The 16,032-nt window shown below is 68.6% G+C and carries 16 protein-coding genes and 1 pseudogene; 13 read left to right on the forward strand and 4 right to left on the reverse strand.

All coding sequences use genetic code 11. The features are described 5' to 3' along the window. Positions 1-2 precede the first annotated feature (2 nt). The 13 genes from fliF (at position 3) to fliR (ending at position 11,507) form a co-directional block, all read left to right on the forward strand. Complete coding sequence (gene fliF, locus H9L41_RS08635) at positions 3-1,730, forward strand: flagellar basal-body MS-ring/collar protein FliF (RefSeq protein WP_084300329.1); 1,728 nt, start codon at positions 3-5, stop codon at positions 1,728-1,730. Positions 1,731-1,873: 143 nt separating this feature from the next. Further along, positions 1,874-2,875, forward strand: a complete 1,002-nt coding sequence (fliG, locus tag H9L41_RS08640) for a flagellar motor switch protein FliG (protein WP_028446587.1) — start codon at positions 1,874-1,876, stop codon at positions 2,873-2,875. A gap of 12 nt (positions 2,876-2,887) precedes the next feature. Further along, on the forward strand, positions 2,888-3,703 hold the full coding sequence (fliH, locus tag H9L41_RS08645) for a flagellar assembly protein FliH (RefSeq protein ID WP_051319082.1): 816 nt from the start codon (positions 2,888-2,890) through the stop codon (positions 3,701-3,703). Further along, complete coding sequence (fliI, locus tag H9L41_RS08650) at positions 3,700-5,115, forward strand: flagellar protein export ATPase FliI (protein WP_373278949.1); 1,416 nt, start codon at positions 3,700-3,702, stop codon at positions 5,113-5,115. Before fliH ends, fliI begins: the two co-directional genes overlap by 4 nt. A 115-nt stretch (positions 5,116-5,230) precedes the next feature. Next, a complete protein-coding gene (gene fliJ / locus H9L41_RS08655; RefSeq protein ID WP_211236882.1) occupies positions 5,231-5,680 on the forward strand; it encodes a flagellar export protein FliJ in 450 nt (149 codons plus the stop codon). Positions 5,681-5,763: 83 nt separating this feature from the next. Continuing rightward, positions 5,764-7,038, forward strand: a complete 1,275-nt coding sequence (locus tag H9L41_RS08660; protein WP_028446589.1) for a flagellar hook-length control protein FliK — start codon at positions 5,764-5,766, stop codon at positions 7,036-7,038. 139 nt (positions 7,039-7,177) lie between these two features. Beyond that, on the forward strand, positions 7,178-7,744 hold the full coding sequence (locus tag H9L41_RS08665) for a flagellar basal body-associated FliL family protein (protein WP_028446590.1): 567 nt from the start codon (positions 7,178-7,180) through the stop codon (positions 7,742-7,744). A 30-nt stretch (positions 7,745-7,774) separates the two neighbouring features. Continuing rightward, entirely contained in the window at positions 7,775-8,791 is a 1,017-nt protein-coding gene (fliM, locus tag H9L41_RS08670) for a flagellar motor switch protein FliM (RefSeq protein WP_028446591.1), read from the forward strand. Next, entirely contained in the window at positions 8,784-9,218 is a 435-nt protein-coding gene (gene fliN / locus H9L41_RS08675; protein ID WP_028446592.1) for a flagellar motor switch protein FliN, read from the forward strand. The genes fliM and fliN overlap by 8 nt, the downstream gene beginning before the upstream one ends. A gap of 14 nt (positions 9,219-9,232) precedes the next feature. After that, positions 9,233-9,700 carry a flagellar biosynthetic protein FliO gene (gene fliO, locus H9L41_RS08680; RefSeq protein WP_084300331.1) on the forward strand — a complete coding sequence of 156 codons (468 nt, stop codon included), beginning with the start codon at positions 9,233-9,235 and terminating at the stop codon, positions 9,698-9,700. Then, the gene (gene fliP, locus H9L41_RS08685; protein ID WP_028446594.1) at positions 9,697-10,437 is read left to right on the forward strand and encodes a flagellar type III secretion system pore protein FliP; all 741 of its coding nucleotides are present in this window, start codon (positions 9,697-9,699) and stop codon (positions 10,435-10,437) included. Before fliO ends, fliP begins: the two co-directional genes overlap by 4 nt. 8 nt (positions 10,438-10,445) lie before the next feature. Next, positions 10,446-10,715: a flagellar biosynthesis protein FliQ gene (gene fliQ / locus H9L41_RS08690; protein WP_028446595.1), complete on the forward strand. Its 270-nt coding sequence runs from the start codon at positions 10,446-10,448 to the stop codon at positions 10,713-10,715. Between the two features lie 3 nt (positions 10,716-10,718). Continuing rightward, positions 10,719-11,507: a flagellar biosynthetic protein FliR gene (fliR, locus tag H9L41_RS08695; protein WP_028446596.1), complete on the forward strand. Its 789-nt coding sequence runs from the start codon at positions 10,719-10,721 to the stop codon at positions 11,505-11,507. Positions 11,508-11,645: 138 nt separating this feature from the next. Here fliR and H9L41_RS08700 read toward each other — a convergent pair whose 3' ends face one another. The 4 genes and pseudogenes from H9L41_RS08700 to H9L41_RS08710 all read right to left on the reverse strand — a co-directional run bounded on the left by H9L41_RS08700 (position 11,646) and on the right by H9L41_RS08710 (position 15,993). Then, positions 11,646-12,896, reverse strand: coding sequence for an HlyD family type I secretion periplasmic adaptor subunit (locus H9L41_RS08700; RefSeq protein ID WP_187523758.1), 1,251 nt, complete (start codon positions 12,894-12,896; stop codon positions 11,646-11,648). A gap of 293 nt (positions 12,897-13,189) precedes the next feature. Beyond that, positions 13,190-13,411: pseudogene (locus tag H9L41_RS24490) on the reverse strand (cyclic nucleotide-binding domain-containing protein); the annotation flags it as partial. Beyond that, positions 13,408-15,546 (reverse strand): peptidase domain-containing ABC transporter, encoded by a 2,139-nt coding sequence (locus H9L41_RS08705; RefSeq protein WP_028446598.1) that lies wholly within the window; start codon positions 15,544-15,546, stop codon positions 13,408-13,410. The pseudogene H9L41_RS24490 and the gene H9L41_RS08705, both read right to left, overlap by 4 nt. 126 nt (positions 15,547-15,672) lie before the next feature. Further along, positions 15,673-15,993, reverse strand: coding sequence for a hypothetical protein (locus H9L41_RS08710; RefSeq protein ID WP_028446599.1), 321 nt, complete (start codon positions 15,991-15,993; stop codon positions 15,673-15,675). Between the last annotated feature and the right edge of the window lie 39 nt (positions 15,994-16,032).

Raw genomic sequence — 16,032 nt, forward strand, 5'->3', positions numbered from 1 at the left:
ATATGGATGATGCGGTCGTAGCCGTCGACAATCGAGACCTATCCCAGGGTGAGCGGCCCAGCCTCATCCAGCGCTTCAATCAGCTTCCGAATCCACGCAAGATCCTCGCCATCGCCGTCGCCGCCGCCCTCGTGGCGGCGGCTGTCATTGCAGTGCTGTGGGCGCGCGACCCCGGCTACAAGATCCTGTTCGCCAACGTGTCCGACAAGGACGGCGGCCAGATCATCCAGACCCTGCAGCAGCTCAACGTTCCCTACAAGCTCGAAGCCGGCGGCGTGATCTCGGTGCCGGCCGAGTTCGTCCACAGCGCGCGGCTGCAGCTCGCCTCGCAAGGCCTGCCCAAGGGCGGCACGGTCGGCTTCGAGCTGCTCGACAACCAGAAATTCGGCATCAGCCAGTTCGGCGAGCAGGTGAATTACCAGCGCGCGGTGGAGGGCGAGCTCGCCCGTTCGATCGAGTCGCTGTCGGCGGTCGCCTCGGCGCGCGTGCACCTGGCCATGCCCAAGCAGACCGTCTTCCTGCGCGAGCAGCAGAAGCCGACCGCCTCGGTGCTGCTGACGCTGCACCCGGGCCGCGCGCTCGACGGTGCGCAGATCGCCGGCATCATCCATCTGGTGTCCAGCAGCATTCCCGACCTGCCGATCAAGAACGTCACCGTGGTCGACCAGGACGGCAACCTGCTGTCCAACATGCCCGACCTGCTCAACGGCCCGAACGGCTCGCTGAACCAGCGCCAGATGGCCATGGTGCACCAGCAGGAAGAGCTGTTGTCCGAACGCATCCAGAAGATCCTCGAGCCCATCGTCGGCGCCGACAACGTCAAGGCCGAGGTGACGGTGCAGATGGACTTCTCCGAGGTCGAGCAGGCCACCGAGAGCTTCAAGCCGAATTCGCCGCCCAACGCCGCCGCGATCCGCAGCGAGCAGACCGCCGAAGGCACCGGCAGCACGCCGGCCCAGCCCTCGGGCGTGCCGGGCGCGCTGTCCAACCAGCCGCCGGGCGCGGCCAGCGCGCCGATCACGCTGCCCAATCCGCCGGGAGCGACCGTCAACACCACGCCTGGCGCCAGCTCGCACAAGGAGCTGACGCGCAACTACGAGGTCGACAAGACGGTCCAGCACATGCGCCAGCAGACGCCGCTGCTCAAGCGCGTCAATGCCGCCGTGGTGGTCAACTTCAAGCGCGTGCAGCAGAAGGACGGCGGCGTGAAGTCGGTGCCGCTGACCCAGGCCGAGATCAACCAAGTGACCAACCTGGTGCAGGAAGCGATCGGCTACAACCGCGAGCGCGGCGACTCGGTCAAGGTGGTCAACGCCGCCTTCGCCGACCGCATTCTCGACATCGCCGGCAAGTCCTTCCTCGAGAAACTGACCGAATACCTGATCACTCACACCGCCGACATCGTCAAGGTGATCCTGATCGCGCTGGTGCTGGCCTACCTGCTGTTCGGCGTGGTGCGGCCGATCCTGCGCGACGTGATCCGGCCGAAGCAGGAGCAGCGCGCGGCGCTGGCCGGCGAGGAGGGCGCGGTGTCGCTCACCGCCGAGGAACTGGCGCAGTCCGAGGTCGAGGCCGAAGTCGTCGCCGAGGCCGAGGCCAGCGCGCAGATGGCCGCGTTCAGCGAGCTGCTGCAGCGTTCCAAGGAAATGGCCAAGGAAGATCCGCGCATGGTGGCCACCATCATCCGCGAATGGCTCAACGCCGATCCGTCCGACCAGAAGGCGAACTGAGGCGGCGATGCGGACCACGCCATCGCCGGGCCGGCAGCGTCTGGACCAGTTGATCGAACGCGCCCGCGCCGTGGCCCGCCGTGACCCGGGCGGCGCCGCCGCCGTGCTGCGCGGCTGGACGGCAGATACCAACAGGAGCCGGCATGGCCAGCAATGAAGAAGCGGTCCGCCGCAGCGCCATTCTCTTGATGAGCCTGGGCGAAGAGGCGGCGGTCGAAGTGTTCAAGTACCTCGGCCCGAAGGAAGTGCAGAAGATCGGCCTCGCCATGGCCAGCATGGACAACGTCACGCGCGAGCAGGTCGAGGAGGTGGTGACCGACTTCCTGGCCTCGACCATGAACCGCGCCAACTTCGGCGCCGCCGACGAGTACATCCGCTCGGTGCTGACCAAGGCGCTCGGTTCGGACAAGGCGGCCAACCTGCTCGACCGCATCCTGCAGGGCGGCGACAACACCGGCATCGAGGCGCTCAAGTGGATGGATTCGGTCGCGGTGGCCGAGCTGATCAAGAACGAGCACCCGCAGATCATCGCCACCATCCTGGTCCACCTCGAGCCGGACCAGGTATCGGAAATCCTCAACCAGTTCGTCGAGCGGCTGCGCAACGACGTGCTGCTGCGCATCGCCACGCTCGAAGGCGTGCAGCCGACCGCGCTGCGCGAGCTCAACGACGTGCTGACCCAGCTCTTGTCGGGCGCCGACCGGGTCAAGAAGTCGGCCATGGGCGGCGAGGGCATGGCGGCCGAGATCCTCAACTTCATGGGCGGGGTGGTCGAGGCGTCGGCCATCAACGCGATCCGCGAATACGACCCGGAACTGGCCCAGCGCATCCAGGACAAGATGTTCACCTTCGAGAACCTGATCGACGTCGACGACCGCGGCATCCAGCTGCTGTTGCGCGAGATCTCGTCCGAATCGCTGATCATCGCCATGAAGGGCACCAGCGAGGTGCTGCGCAACAAGATCTTCAAGAACATGTCGCAGCGCGCGGCCGAGATGCTGCGCGACGATTTCGAGGCCAAGGGCGCGGTCAAGGTGTCCGAGGTCGAAGCCGAGCAGCGCGAGATCCTCAAGGTGGTGCGCCGGCTGGCCGACGAGGGCCAGGTCGCCATCGCCAAGGGCGGTAGCGAAGGCTTCGTCGAGTAAGGGTGAGCTGCGATGAAAGCCTGGGGTAGCAAGAAGATTTTCCGGCGCGAGGAATTGCCGCCGCTCGAGCCCTGGCAGGTCGACCATTTCGGCGGCGCCTCGGTGCAGCGGCCGCATCTGTTCCGCGAGGAACCGCCGCCTCCGCCCGAATACGAGCCGACCATCGTGGCCGAGGAGCCGGATGCCGGTGTGCCCGAACCGGAGCCGGCCGGGCCGACCGCGCCGATGATCGGCGTGAACGAGCTCGAGGCGCTGAAGACCTCGGCGCGCGACGAGGGCTTCCAGGCCGGCCATGCCGCCGGCCAGGAGGCCGGCTATGCCGAGGGCGAGCAGGCCGGCCGCGAAGCCGGCTACGCCGCCGGTTTCGAAGCAGGCCAGCAGAAGGGGCGCGACGCGGCGAACGCCGAGGTGGCCCGCTTCCAGGCGCTGCTCGCCCATCTCGACGCCGCGGTCGTCGGCTACGAGACCGGCCTGGCCAAACCCATCCTCGACATCGCGCTGGCGGTGGCCCGCCAGATGCTGCGCGGGACGCTGGCGGCCGAGCCCGAGCGCGTGCTGACCGTGATCCGCGACGCGATCAATGCCTTGCCCGAACTGCAGGGGCCGCTGCGGCTGGAGCTGCATCCCGACGACCTGGCGCTGGTGCAGACGCTGCTCGGCGGCGAAACGACGCCCGGCAACTGGCGGCTCGAGCCGAACCCAGACATTGAGCGCGGCGGCTGCCGCATCGGCAACGCCAACGTCGAGGTCGACCTGACGCTGGCTACCCGCTGGCAGCGGGTGGTCGAGTCGCTGGGCCGGCAGGACGGCTGGGGCGGCGGATCGTGAGCCTGCCGCTCGACGAGCCGGCGCTGGCGCGCTGGCAGCGCTACGCGGCCGAGTGCCGCGAAGCGGTCGAGGAAGCCAAACCCTGGCAGCCGCGCGGCCGGCTCACCCGGGTGGCCGGCCTGGTGCTCGAAGCGGTCGGCATCAAGCTGCCGGTCGGCGCCTCCTGCCATATCGTGCTGCCCGACCATCATTCGATCGAGGCCGAGGTGGTCGGCTTCAACGGCGAGCGGCTGTTCCTGATGCCGATCGCCGAGGTCTACGGCCTCGAGCCCGGCGCCTGGGTGGTGGCCTACGAGGACCACGGCGAGCGCCAGCCCAGGCTGGAAGAGCCGCGCCCGCCGCGCCGCCGGGTCGAGGACCGCGGCCGCCAGGTCGCCGTCGGCCCGCATCTGCTGGGCCGGGTGCTCGACGGGCTCGGCCGGCCGCTCGACAAGCTCGGTCCGCTGCGCACCGAATCCCACGTCCCGCTGTTCTCGCGTCCGTTCAACCCGCTCGACCGGGTGCCGGTGCACGACGTGCTCGACGTCGGCGTGCGCGCGATCAACGCCATGCTGACGGTCGGCCGCGGCCAGCGGCTGGGCCTGTTCGCCGGCTCCGGCGTGGGCAAGAGCGTGCTGCTGGGCATGATGGCCCGCTATACCACCGCCGACGTGGTGGTGGTCGGCCTGATCGGCGAGCGCGGCCGCGAGGTCAAGGACTTCATCGAGAACATCCTCGGCGAGGAGGGCTTGCGCCGCTCGGTGGTGGTGGCCGCGCCGGCCGACACGCCGCCGCTGCTGCGGCTGCACGGCGCCGCCTACGCCACCGCGATCGCCGAGCATTTCCGCGACCAGGGCGCCAACGTGCTGCTGATCATGGATTCGCTGACGCGCTACGCGATGGCCCAGCGCGAGATTGCGCTGGCGATCGGCGAGCCGCCGGCGACCAAGGGCTATCCACCTTCGGTGTTCGCCAAGCTGCCTGGCCTGGTGGAGCGGGCCGGCAACGGCCGCGAGGGCGGCGGCTCGATCACCGCCTTCTATACCGTGCTGAGCGAGGGCGACGACCAGCAGGATCCGATCGCCGACAGCGCGCGCGCCATCCTCGACGGCCACATCGTGCTGAGCCGGCAACTTGCCGACGCCGGCCACTATCCGGCCATCGACATCGAGCAGTCGATCAGCCGGGTGATGACCGACATCATCGCGCCGCAGGAATACGACCTGGTACGGCGCTTCAAGCAGCTCTACTCGCGTTACCAGCGCGCGCGCGACCTGATCAACGTCGGCGCCTACGTGCGCGGTTCCGATCCGCTGCTGGACGAGGCCATCGTGCGCATGCCGGCGATGGAGGCCTTCCTGCAGCAGGGCATCTTCGAACGCGAGCGCTACGAGGGCGCTAGAATGAAGCTCGCCGCGCTGTTCGCAAACTGAGCGGTTGGGGCTGCCGCGCTGGCCCGGCAGGCCGGACTTCGCGTCCGGCCGCGATCCCGCTCGTGCCGGCCGGCCCGCATGATCCGTTCAATGCTTCAGACTGCCGGAGCATCCCGTGGCGAAAGCCTTCCAGTTCGCATTCCTGCTCGAACTCGCCGTCGACAAGCGTGAAGACGCGGCCCGCGCGATCAGCGCGGCGCTCGGCCGCCTGCAGCAGTCGCGCGAGCGGCTGGCGCAGATCGAGCAATACCGCGCCGAGTACCGGCAGCGGCTGGCCGACAGCGCCAGCCGCGGCATGCGCATGCACCAGTGGCACGACTTCCAGCTGTTCCTGGCCAAGCTCGACGGCGCGGTCGAGGCGCAGGCCAACGATGTGCGGCGCTGCGAGGCGGTGCTCGAGCAGACCAAGCAGGCCTGGCAGGAGTGCGAGAAGGAGGTCAAGGCCTACGAGACGCTCGAGACCCGCCACCACGAGCGCCAGGGCCGCATCGAGGCCAAGCGCGAGCAAAAGCAGTCGGACGAGTGGGCCGCCAATCTGCACCGGCGCCAGGGCGATTCGCACTGAGCCGGTTGCGCTCGGTTTCCCGTTGGCACTGTTCTTGCTGTGATCCGTCCAGGCCCGTCGAGGGCACAACCGGACAAGGGATCATGGCCACCACCGCCAGTACCAATTCGCTGCTGCTCAATCTTTCCGCCAATACCGCGAAGAGCGCGTCGCGTGCGTCCGACGGCCCGGACGTCGCCTTCGAGGACACGCTGGGGCGGCAGATGCAGACCCAATCCCAGATCCAGTCGCAGGCCAATGCTCGCGATGCCGCCGCCAGGCGCGAGTCGGTCGCGCCGCGCGAGCCGGCGCCGACGCGCCAATCCGAGCCGGCCCGCCAGCCCGAACGCACGCCGGACAAGGCGCGGCCGGCCCAGGAGACTCCGGGCAAGGACGCCGCGCAGGCCGAGCGGCAGCCGTCCGAGGCGGCTGCCGGCGAGCAGGCCAAGGCGGCGGACGAGCCGGACGGCAAGTCGGCCAAGCCCGGCCAGGACGAGGACGCCGAGCAGGCGGCCGAGCTCGCCGCGGCGGCGCAGGCCGGCGGCAGCGCGCTGATCGCCCAGTTGCAGGCCTTCGTCAACCAGGCGCTCGATGCGGCGCAGGCCAAGGCGGAAGCTGCCGGCGACCCGACCGTGCAGCATGCCGGCCTCGCATCGGCGCTGCTGGACGGCAAGGACATGGCCGAGCCGGCGGTGGAACCCAAGAAGCTGCTGCTCGACGGCCAGTCCGAAGCGGTGGGCAAGCTTGCCGCCGAGCGGCAAGCATTGCCGGCCGAGCTCGCCGCCGGGGCGCAGGATGCCAAGGCCGATTTCGGCCAGATGCTCGAACAGCGCATGCAGGTCGATGCCGGTACGGCGCGCCAGCAGATCACCGTGCCCGGCCTGCGCGTCGAATCGCCGCGCTCGCAGGCAGCGGAGCAGTCCAAGGCGATGTTCGCGGTCCATCACCCGGTCGGCGCCGAAGGCTGGGACCGCGCGGTCGGCCACAAGGTGGTGATGATGGTCAGCAATCAGCAGCAGGAGGTGGAGATGCAGCTCAATCCGCCGAACCTGGGTCCGCTCGAGGTCAAGCTCACGCTGAACCAGGACCAGGCCAGCCTGACCTTCGTGGCGGCCAGCGCGCCGGTGCGCGAGGCCTTGCAGGCGTCGCTGCCGAAGCTTGGCGAGATGCTGGCCGAGAGCGGCATCCAGCTGGCCCAGGCCGACGTTCAATCGCAAGGCAACCAGGCCGGCGCGCAGCGCGACGGCCAGCCGGGCCGCGACGGCCGGCGCGAACGCGGCGATGCGCTCGGCCAGGTCGAAAACGGCGGCGCGCCGCCGCCGGGATGGCGGGCGAGGGTGCTGAGCGGCGCTCCCGGCAACGTGAATCTATTCATCTAGGAGGGAAGTCCCCCGGAAAGCGTGGAAGCCGCGCCAGTGCTTGTTCCTGTGGCGCCTTTGCTTTATAAACCGGCTAGGCTGCCGATAAGCGGACAGTTGGTTTGTTTCCCCTACACGCAATCCCGGAGGACATCCTTCCATGGCAGAGGCCAAGAAACCGGCGCCGCAGGCGGAGGCCAGCAGCGACGCGAAGAAGTCGAAGAAAAATGTCGTGCTCTACGTCGTCATCGGCTTGCTGGTCCTGGTGATCGTGGTCGGCGGGGGCTTCGCCACCTGGCTGTTCCTGACCATCTCGGCCAACCAGAGCTACGGCGATGCGCCGCAGGAACACGTGGCGGAAGGGCACGACGAAGACAAGGGCAGCAAGAAGAAGGAAAAGAAGAAGGAGAAGGAATCTGCGCCGCCGGTATTCGACAAGCTCGATACCTACACGGTGAATCTCGCGGGCGGCACGGTGCTGCAGACCGAGATCCACGTGCAGGTGGCCAACGAGGCGCAGAAAGAGGTGGTGAAGAGCTACCTGCCGCGGATCAGCAGCCAGATCAACCTGCTGCTGAGCTCGCGCAAGCCGGAAGACATCGCCACGCTCGAAGGAAAAGTGAAGTTGATGGACGACATCAAGCAGGCCATCAACAAGGTGCTGGGCGCGAAGGATGACGAAGAGGGCGTGATGAGCGTCGAATTCAAGACCTTCATCGTCCAGTAAGGTCAAAGGAAGTTTGAAAGGTCGCAGATCATGGCCGACGACATACTCTCCCAGGAAGAGGTCGATGCCCTCTTGCGCGGGGTCACCGGCGAGGACGAGGACACCGACGAGGGCCTCGACTCATCGGCCATCCGCGCCTACGACATCGGCCGGCAGGAGCGCATCGTCCGCGGCCGGATGCCGACGCTCGAAGTCATCAACGAGCGTTTCGCGCGCAATCTGCGCATCGGCCTGTTCAACTTCATGCGCCGCTCGGCCGAGATCTCGGTCGGCCCGGTGCGGGTTCAGAAGTACAGCGAGTTCATCCGCAACCTGGTGGTGCCGACCAACCTCAACCTGATCCACATGAAGCCGCTGCGCGGCACCGGCCTGTTCATCTTCGACCCCGACCTCGTGTTCCTGGTGGTCGACAACATGTTCGGCTCGGACGGCCGCTACCACGTGCGGGTGGAAGGCCGCGACTTCACCCCGACCGAGCAGCGCATCATCCAGCGCCTGCTCGAAGTGGTGATGGACGAATACCGCAAGGCCTGGGAGCCGGTGTTCAAGACCGAGTTCAGCTACGTGCGCTCGGAAATGAACACCCAGTTCGCCAACATCGCCACCCCGACCGAAGTGGTGGTGGCCTTCACCTTCAAGATCGAGCTCGGCTCGGGCGGCGGCGATTTCCACGTCTGCTTCCCGTATTCGATGATCGAACCGCTGCGCGACGTGCTGTACAGCTCGATGCAGGCCGACCGCATGGAGTCGGACAACCGCTGGCTCAAGCTCCTGTCGCGCGAGGTGCAGAATTCCTCGGTCGACCTGATCGTCAACCTCGGCACCGCGCAGATCACGCTGGGCGAGATCCTCGACCTCAAGGTCGGCGACGTGATCGGCATCGACATCCCGGAGACGGTGCAGGGCGAGGTGGACGGGGTGCCGTTGGTCGAAGGACGCTATGGTATTCTCGGCAACCAGTATGCGCTCCGGATCGACAATGTCCTGACCTCGCCGGAAAACCTGTCGCTCGACGACGAGCCGCTGGAAGGACTGAGACATGAGTAACGAAGACGAACAAGGCCTGGACGACTGGGCCGCGGCGCTGGCCGAGCAGCAGAGCGCCGAGGCGGCCGCGATGACGCAGCCGGCTTTCGGCGCCTCGCCCAGCATCGGCTCGGCGGCCGACATCTTCCAGCGCTTCGACGCCGAACCGCAGCGCCCGGCGGGCCCGGCCGGCATCGACATGATCATGGACATCCCGGTCACCATGACCGTGGAACTGGGCCGCACCAAGATCGCCATCCGCAGCCTGCTGCAACTGGCGCAGGGCTCGGTGGTCGAGCTCGAGGGCCTGGCCGGCGAGCCGATGGACGTGCTGGTCAACGGCACCCTGATCGCCCAAGGCGAAGTCGTGGTGGTGAACGACAAGTTCGGCATCCGGCTCACCGACATCATCACTCCGGCCGAGCGCGTCCGCAGGCTGCACAAATAAGAATCCCGAGGCCCATGCGCTTCCTCCCGCTTCTCGCCACCGCCGCCTCCGTCGCGGCGGTTTCCGTTTGTGGTTACGCCGCCGAGGCGGTCAAGGCCGTGCCGGCCGCCTCGCTGCCGGCCGGCGCACCGTCTGCCTTCGCGCTGGTGCAGGTGTTCTTCGCGCTGGTGCTGGTGATCGGCGCCATCCTGCTCACCGCCTGGCTGATGCGGCGCTTCTCGCCGGGCCAGTTCGGCAACGCCGCCCAGCTGCGGGTGGTCGGCGGCGTGATGGTCGGCGCCAAAGAGCGCGTGGTGGTGGTCGAACTGCGCGATACCTGGCTGGTGCTGGGCGTGACGCCGAACGAGGTCAGCACCCTGCATACGCTGCCGCGGCCGGACGACCTGCCGCCGGCCGCCAGTGCGCCGCCCTTGCCCTTCGCCGAGAAGCTGGCCGCCGTGCTCAAGGCGCGCCAGGCCGGCAAGGGTGGGGACGCGGCATGAGGGCGCGCGCGCTGCTGGGCGGGCTGGCGCTGCTGGCATTGCCGGTGCTGGCGGCCGATCCGGGCTTGCCGTTGTTGAGCAGCCAGCCGGCCACGGGCGGCGGCCAGAGCTATACGCTGACGCTGCAGACGCTGCTGTTCCTGACCAGCCTGACCTTCCTGCCGGCCATCCTCTTGATGATGACGGCCTTCACCCGCATCGTGATCGTGCTGTCGCTGCTGCGGCAGGCGCTCGGCACCATGCAGGCGCCGCCCAACCAGGTGATCGTCGGCCTGTCGCTGTTCCTCACGCTGTTCGTGATGACGCCGGTGCTCGACCGCGTCTGGGACGACGCCTACCTGCCGTACAGCCAAGACCGCATCGGCTTCAACGAGGCGCTCGAGCGCGGCGCGGTGCCGCTCAAGCAGTTCATGCTCAAGCAGACACGGCAGAAGGACCTGGCGCTGTTCATCGAGCTGTCGCAGAGCGCCAAGCCCAACGGGCCGGAGGACGTCAGCCTCAAGGTGCTGGTACCGGCCTTCGTCACCAGCGAGCTCAAGACCGCGTTCCAGATCGCCTTCCTGGTGTTCATCCCTTTCCTGATCATCGACATGGTGGTCGCCAGCGTGCTGATGGCGATGGGCATGATGATGGTCAGCCCGGTGACCATCTCGCTGCCGTTCAAGATCATCCTGTTCGTGCTGGTCGACGGCTGGACGCTGCTGATCGGCTCGCTGGTCCAGAGCTTCTACACCTGAGGTAGCCCATGTCCCCGGAAATGGTCATCACCGTCATCCAGCGCGCCTTCGAGGTGATCATCCTGGTCGGCGGCCCGATGCTGCTGGCCGGCCTGGTGGTCGGCCTGCTGATCAGCGTGTTCCAGGCCGCCACCCAGATCAACGAGGCGACGCTGTCCTTCATCCCCAAGCTCCTGATCACCTTCCTGGTGGCGGTGCTGGCCGGGCCGTGGATGCTGTCGATCCTGATGGACTACACGGTGCGCCTGTTCGAATCGATTCCCTCGATGATCGGCTAGGGCGTGTTCACCATCAGCGACGCCCAGATCCAGGCCTGGCTGGGCCTGGTGATGTGGCCGGCCTTCCGCATCATGGCGATCTTCGCGACCGACCCGTTCTATTCGAGCCGGGCGATCCCGATCCGCGTGCGGGTGGCGCTGGCATTCCTGCTGGCCTTGGTGGTGGCGCCGGTGATCCCGGTCCAGCCGGCCATCGCGCCGGTATCGCCGCTGGGCATCCTGGTGCTGATGCAGCAGGTGCTGATCGGCCTGGCGATCGGTTTCACCATGCGGCTGGTGTTCGCCTCGGTCGAGATGGCCGGTCACCTGGCCGGCCTGCAGATGGGCCTCGGCTTCGCCAGCTTCTACGATCCGCAGCACGGCACCAATACCGCGGTGGTGGCGCAGTTCGCCAGCCTGTTGACCCTGCTGCTGTTCCTGGCCATGAACGGCCACCTGCTGGTGATCGAGACGCTGGCGCACAGCTTCGTGCTGCTGCCGGTATCCGCGACGCCGATCAAGGCGGCCGGCTTCAAGCTGCTGGTCGACGCGGCCGGGCAGATTTTCACCCTTGGCGTCCTGCTCTCGCTGCCGGTACTGGCGGCGCTGCTGATCACCAACCTGTCGATCGGCGTGATGTCGCGCGCCGCGCCGCAGTTCAACGTGTTCGCGGTCGGTTTCCCGCTCACGCTCGGGGTCGGCATGGCGGCGCTGTACTTCTCGCTGCCGCAATTCCCCGGCCACGTGCACCGGCTGATCGACCAGGCGACGCGGCTGGCCTACAAGCTGGCGAAGGTGTTCGCCGGCGGTTGAAGGCAAGTCTTTCACCGCAGAGGACGCGGAGGACACTGGGAGGGATATGCCGGCGAGCGGATTCCTCCTTTGTCTACTCCGGGTCCTCGGCGTCCTCCGCGGTGAAGCAGTCCGCCGGTTCAACTGTGCAGACCGTGATCACGGCTCCCTGAAGCTCCCCTGCACCGCCCGCGCCACCGGATAGAACAGGTAGGCGATCATCGCGCGCTTGCCGACGTGGATGTCGGCGGTCGCCGTCATGCCCGGCCGCAGCGAGAAGCTCGGCGGCGTGTCGTGCAGCTCGACCTTGTCGATGCGCACCCGGGCGCGGTAGGCCGCGGCGGCGTCGCGGCGGCCGGGGACCGGGTCGACCGCGTCGGCGCTCAGGTAGCTCAGCTGGCCGCGGATCACGCCGTGGCGCATCGAGGGCATCGCGTCGAGGCGAACCTGCACCGGGTCGCCGAGCTTGATCTGGCCGACGTCGGCCGGGCTGATCTCGACCTCGAATTCGCGCGCCACGTGCTCGGGCACGATCTCCATGATGGTCTCGGCCGGCCGGATCACCGTGCCCGGATTGGCGGCGCGGATCGCCTGCACCGTGCCGTCGGCCGGCGCGCGCAGTTCCACCAGGCTGCTGGTACGGCCCTGCTTGGCCAGCAGCTCGTTGAGCTTCTGCGCATCGCGGCGCAGGCCGGCCAGCTCGCGCTGGCTGTCGGCCTGCCACTGGCTGGCGAAGGCGCTGGCGGCGGCGCGCCTGGCGGCCAGCTGGCGTTCGAGCGCATCGCGCGCGGCGCGGGCCGCGGTGGTCTCGCGCTCGGCGCCGGCCAGGCTGCGTGCGGCGTCCAGGTATTGCAGCTTGTAGACGCCGTCGCGCTGGTAGGCTTCCCGCTCGCGTTCGTACTGGTCTTTCTTCACCGCGGTCAGCTCGGCGGCCAGCTTGAGCTGGCGCTCCTGTTCCTCGAGCTCGCGGCGGCGGCCGTCGAGCTGCTTCTCGAGTCCGGCGATCTCCTCGGCATAGCTGGCGCTGCTGGCCTGGTACTGCTGCCGCCGCGCGATCAGCAGCGCGCGCTGCTGGGCGTCCTCGGCCGCGTCGGCGCTCAGCCGCGGCGGCGTGCCGGGCCGCTGCTCGGCCACGATGCGGGCGATCTGCGCCTCGGTGCCGACCAGCTGCTGGCGCAGGTTGCGCAGGTCCGACTCGGCCACGGTCGGGTCGAGCAGGCCCAGGAGGTCGCCGCGGCGCACCGAGTCGCCCTCGCGCACCCTGATTTCCTTGATGGTGGCCTGGTCGAAGCTCTGCACCACCATATTGGGCGCCGCGCTGACCAGCTTGCCGTGGCCGCTGACCACGATCTCGGTCTTGGCCAGCGCCGACCAGGCGATCGCCGCCACCAGCGCGCTGCACAGCGCCACCACCGCGCCGCCGACCAGCGGCGGCGGCCGCAGCCGTTCGAGCAGCAGGCGGTCGGGGCGAAGTCGTCGGCGACCGAGCGGCGGCGCCAGCGCGACAGCCAGCGCACCGGCTGCTGCTCTTCCTGCTGGTCCTGCGCGTGCTGGCGGATCAGCTGGCTCTGCAGCTCGGGCACCATGCTGGCCAGCCGGCGCATCAGGTCGGCCATGAAGGCCGGGTCGCCGCCCATGCGCGCGGCCAGGGCTTCCTGGTCGAGCACCTCGAGCACCACTTCGGTCTTGGCCACCGCGCTGGCGGCGCGCGGGTTGCTGGTGATCAGCGCCATCTCGCCGAACAGCTCGCCCGGGCCGATGGTCTTGAGCACCAGCACCTGCTCGCCGGTGGTCTTGACGATGTTCACCTCGCCCTCGAGCACGATGTAGGCGTCGCGGCCCTCGCTGCCCTCGGAGAAGATCAGCTCGCCGCGCGCGTAGTGGAGCTGGGCGGCGGCGGGGGTGATGGCGGAGGTGGCGCTCATCGTTCGGCCTCGTGCGGGTTCTGGATGGTCCACAGCTTGCGGTACAGCGCGCAGCGGCGGAGCAGGGTGGCGTGCGGGCCGAGATCGACCAGGCGGCCGTTGTCGAGCACCGCGATGGCGTCCATCGAGGTCAGCATCGACAACCGGTGCGACACCTGGATCAGGGTGCGGCCGCGCGCGATCTGCGGCAGCTGCTGGCGGATCATGGCCTCGCTCTCGGGGTCGAGCGCGCTGGTGGCCTCGTCGAGCACCAGGATGCGCGGATTGGCCAGCAGCGCGCGGGCCAGCGCCAGCCGCTGCTTCTGGCCGCCGGAGAGATTGGCGGCGTCCTCTTCCAGCACGGTGTCGTAGCCGCGTGGCAGCTGCTCGATGAATTCATGGGCATTGGCGAGCTTGGCGGCGGCCACCACCTCGTCCATGCCGGCCCACTGGCGCGCCTTGGCGATGTTCTCGCGCACGGTGCCGCGGAACAGCACGGTGCGCTGCGTCACCACGCCGATCTGGGCGCGCAGGTGGGAAATGTCGTACTCGCGCACGTCGTGGCCGTCGATGCGCACCAGGCCGCGCGACGGGTCGTCCAGGCCCAGCAGCAGCCGGATCAGGGTCGACTTGCCCGAGCCGCTGCGGCCGACCACGCCGAGCGTGCGGCCGGCCTGCACGTGCAGCTTCACGTCCTCCAGCGCCGGCCGGCCGGCGCCCGGGTAGGTGAAGCCGACGCCGGCGAAGTCGATCTCGCCGCGCACGTCGGGCGTCAGGCCGCCCTGGCGGGTGCGCTCGCCGGGCCGGTTGAGCAGCTTGGCCAGCATGTCGAGCGAGATGGCGGTCTGCTGGAACTTGGTCAAGAGCTGGACCATCTGCACCAGCGGGCCGGTGACGCGGGCCGACAGGATGTTGAACGCGATCAGCGTACCGGCGGTGACCTGGTGCTCGAACAGCAGCAGCGTGCCGGCCCAGATCACCACCACGTACATCAGCTTCATCAGCAACTGGCTGACCTCGCCGGTGTAGATCGCGCGGCGGCCGACCTGGAACTGCAAACGGGCGGCGTGGGCGGTCAGGTCGAGCCAGTGGCGGCCCTGGTAGGGCTCGAGCGCCATCGACTTCACGGTCTCGATGCCGTGCACCGTCTCGGTCAGCACCGACTGGCGCTGCGCCTCGGTCTCGTACAGCGTCATCAGCTTCTCGCGGTTGCTGCGCGCGCCGAACAGCGTGTTGGCGGCGATCGCCAGCGAGAACACGATCACGATGCAGGACAGCTGCCAGCTGAAGAAGAACAGGATCGGCAGCACCACCACCAGCGCCAGGAGCTCGATCAGCGTGAGCAGCAGGTTGCCGGTGAAGAACTCGCGCACCTGGCCGGTCTGCTGGATGTGCTTGACCAGGGTACCGGCCGACACCTGCTGGAACAGGCCCAGCGGCAGGCGCAGCAGCTTCTGGAAGCTGTAGGACGCCGCCCGCATGTCGAGCCGGCTGGTCGCGTACAGCAGCAGCAGGCTGCGGATGCCGCCGAACAGGCCGTTGAACAGCAGCGCCATCACCACGCCGGCGAACAGCACGTGCAGCGTGTCGAGGCTGCCGTAGGTGATGACCTTGTCGAACACCACCTGGGAGAAGATCGCCGGCGCGAAGGCCAGGATCTGCAAGGCCAGCGCGACCACGATCACCTGGACGAAGACCGGCTTCTGCAGCGCCATCTCGTTCGCGAACCAGCGCCAGCCGAACGGCGTCTCGGCCGGGTTGCCGGCATGCAGCTCGCGCGGCTTGATCAGCATGGCCTGGCCGGCGTAGGCGTGCTCGAAGCGCTCGCGGTCGATCCACACCAGCTCGGCCTGGGCCGCCAGCGGGTCGAGCACCTGCACCGCGGCCGCATCGCCGCCGCGCATGGCGACCACCAGTACGAAGAAGCCGTTGCGCAGCTTGACCAGCGCCGGGTAGAGCCCCTGGCAGCCGAGCAGCGCCGGCCAGTCGAGCCGTTCGGTGCGGGTGTCGAGGCCGTGCTCGCCGGCGATGCGCGTCAGCGTGGCGAACGAGACCTCGGGGTCGGTGATGCCTTGCTCGCGCTTGAGCTTCTCGACGGTGGTCTCGATGCCGTGCTGGCGCGCGGCCAGGACCAGGCATTTGAGGGCTGAATCCATACGGGTGTGTCTACCGTGTCAGGCGCAGCAGGCGGCGGCACAGGCTGCGCAGCGTCGGGGCGGCGCGGCCGGCGGAGCGGCCGCGATGTCGTAACAGGCGGTTTGAGCCGTCCGCGCGGCGGGCCTTCAGAAGTTGGCGCTGCCGCGGGCGCGCTGGACGTCCTGCGCGCCGTTGATCGCGGCACCGGCCTCGGCCTCGTCGGCTGCCAGCCGGGCGGCGTCCTTGCGCTGCACCAGGCCGCGTTCCTGTAATTGCTTCACCATGCCGTCGAGCGCGCCGTACATCTGCAGGAAGGCCTCGGGCGGCAGGCACAGCCGCTCGACCAGCTCGCGCGGCGGACGCTTGTCGGCGCCGCGCGGGCCGGGCGCATAGCTGAACAGGTCGACGCGCACCACGCCGCCCACGATGGAGACTTCTTCCACGCCGTCCACAAAGATCTGGTTCATCGCTTTAACTCCTGTTTTGGTTTGAGAGGGGCCCGGCTC

The organism is Chitinimonas koreensis, from assembly GCF_014353015.1.
In the GTDB taxonomy this organism is placed as follows: domain Bacteria; phylum Pseudomonadota; class Gammaproteobacteria; order Burkholderiales; family Chitinimonadaceae; genus Chitinimonas; species Chitinimonas koreensis.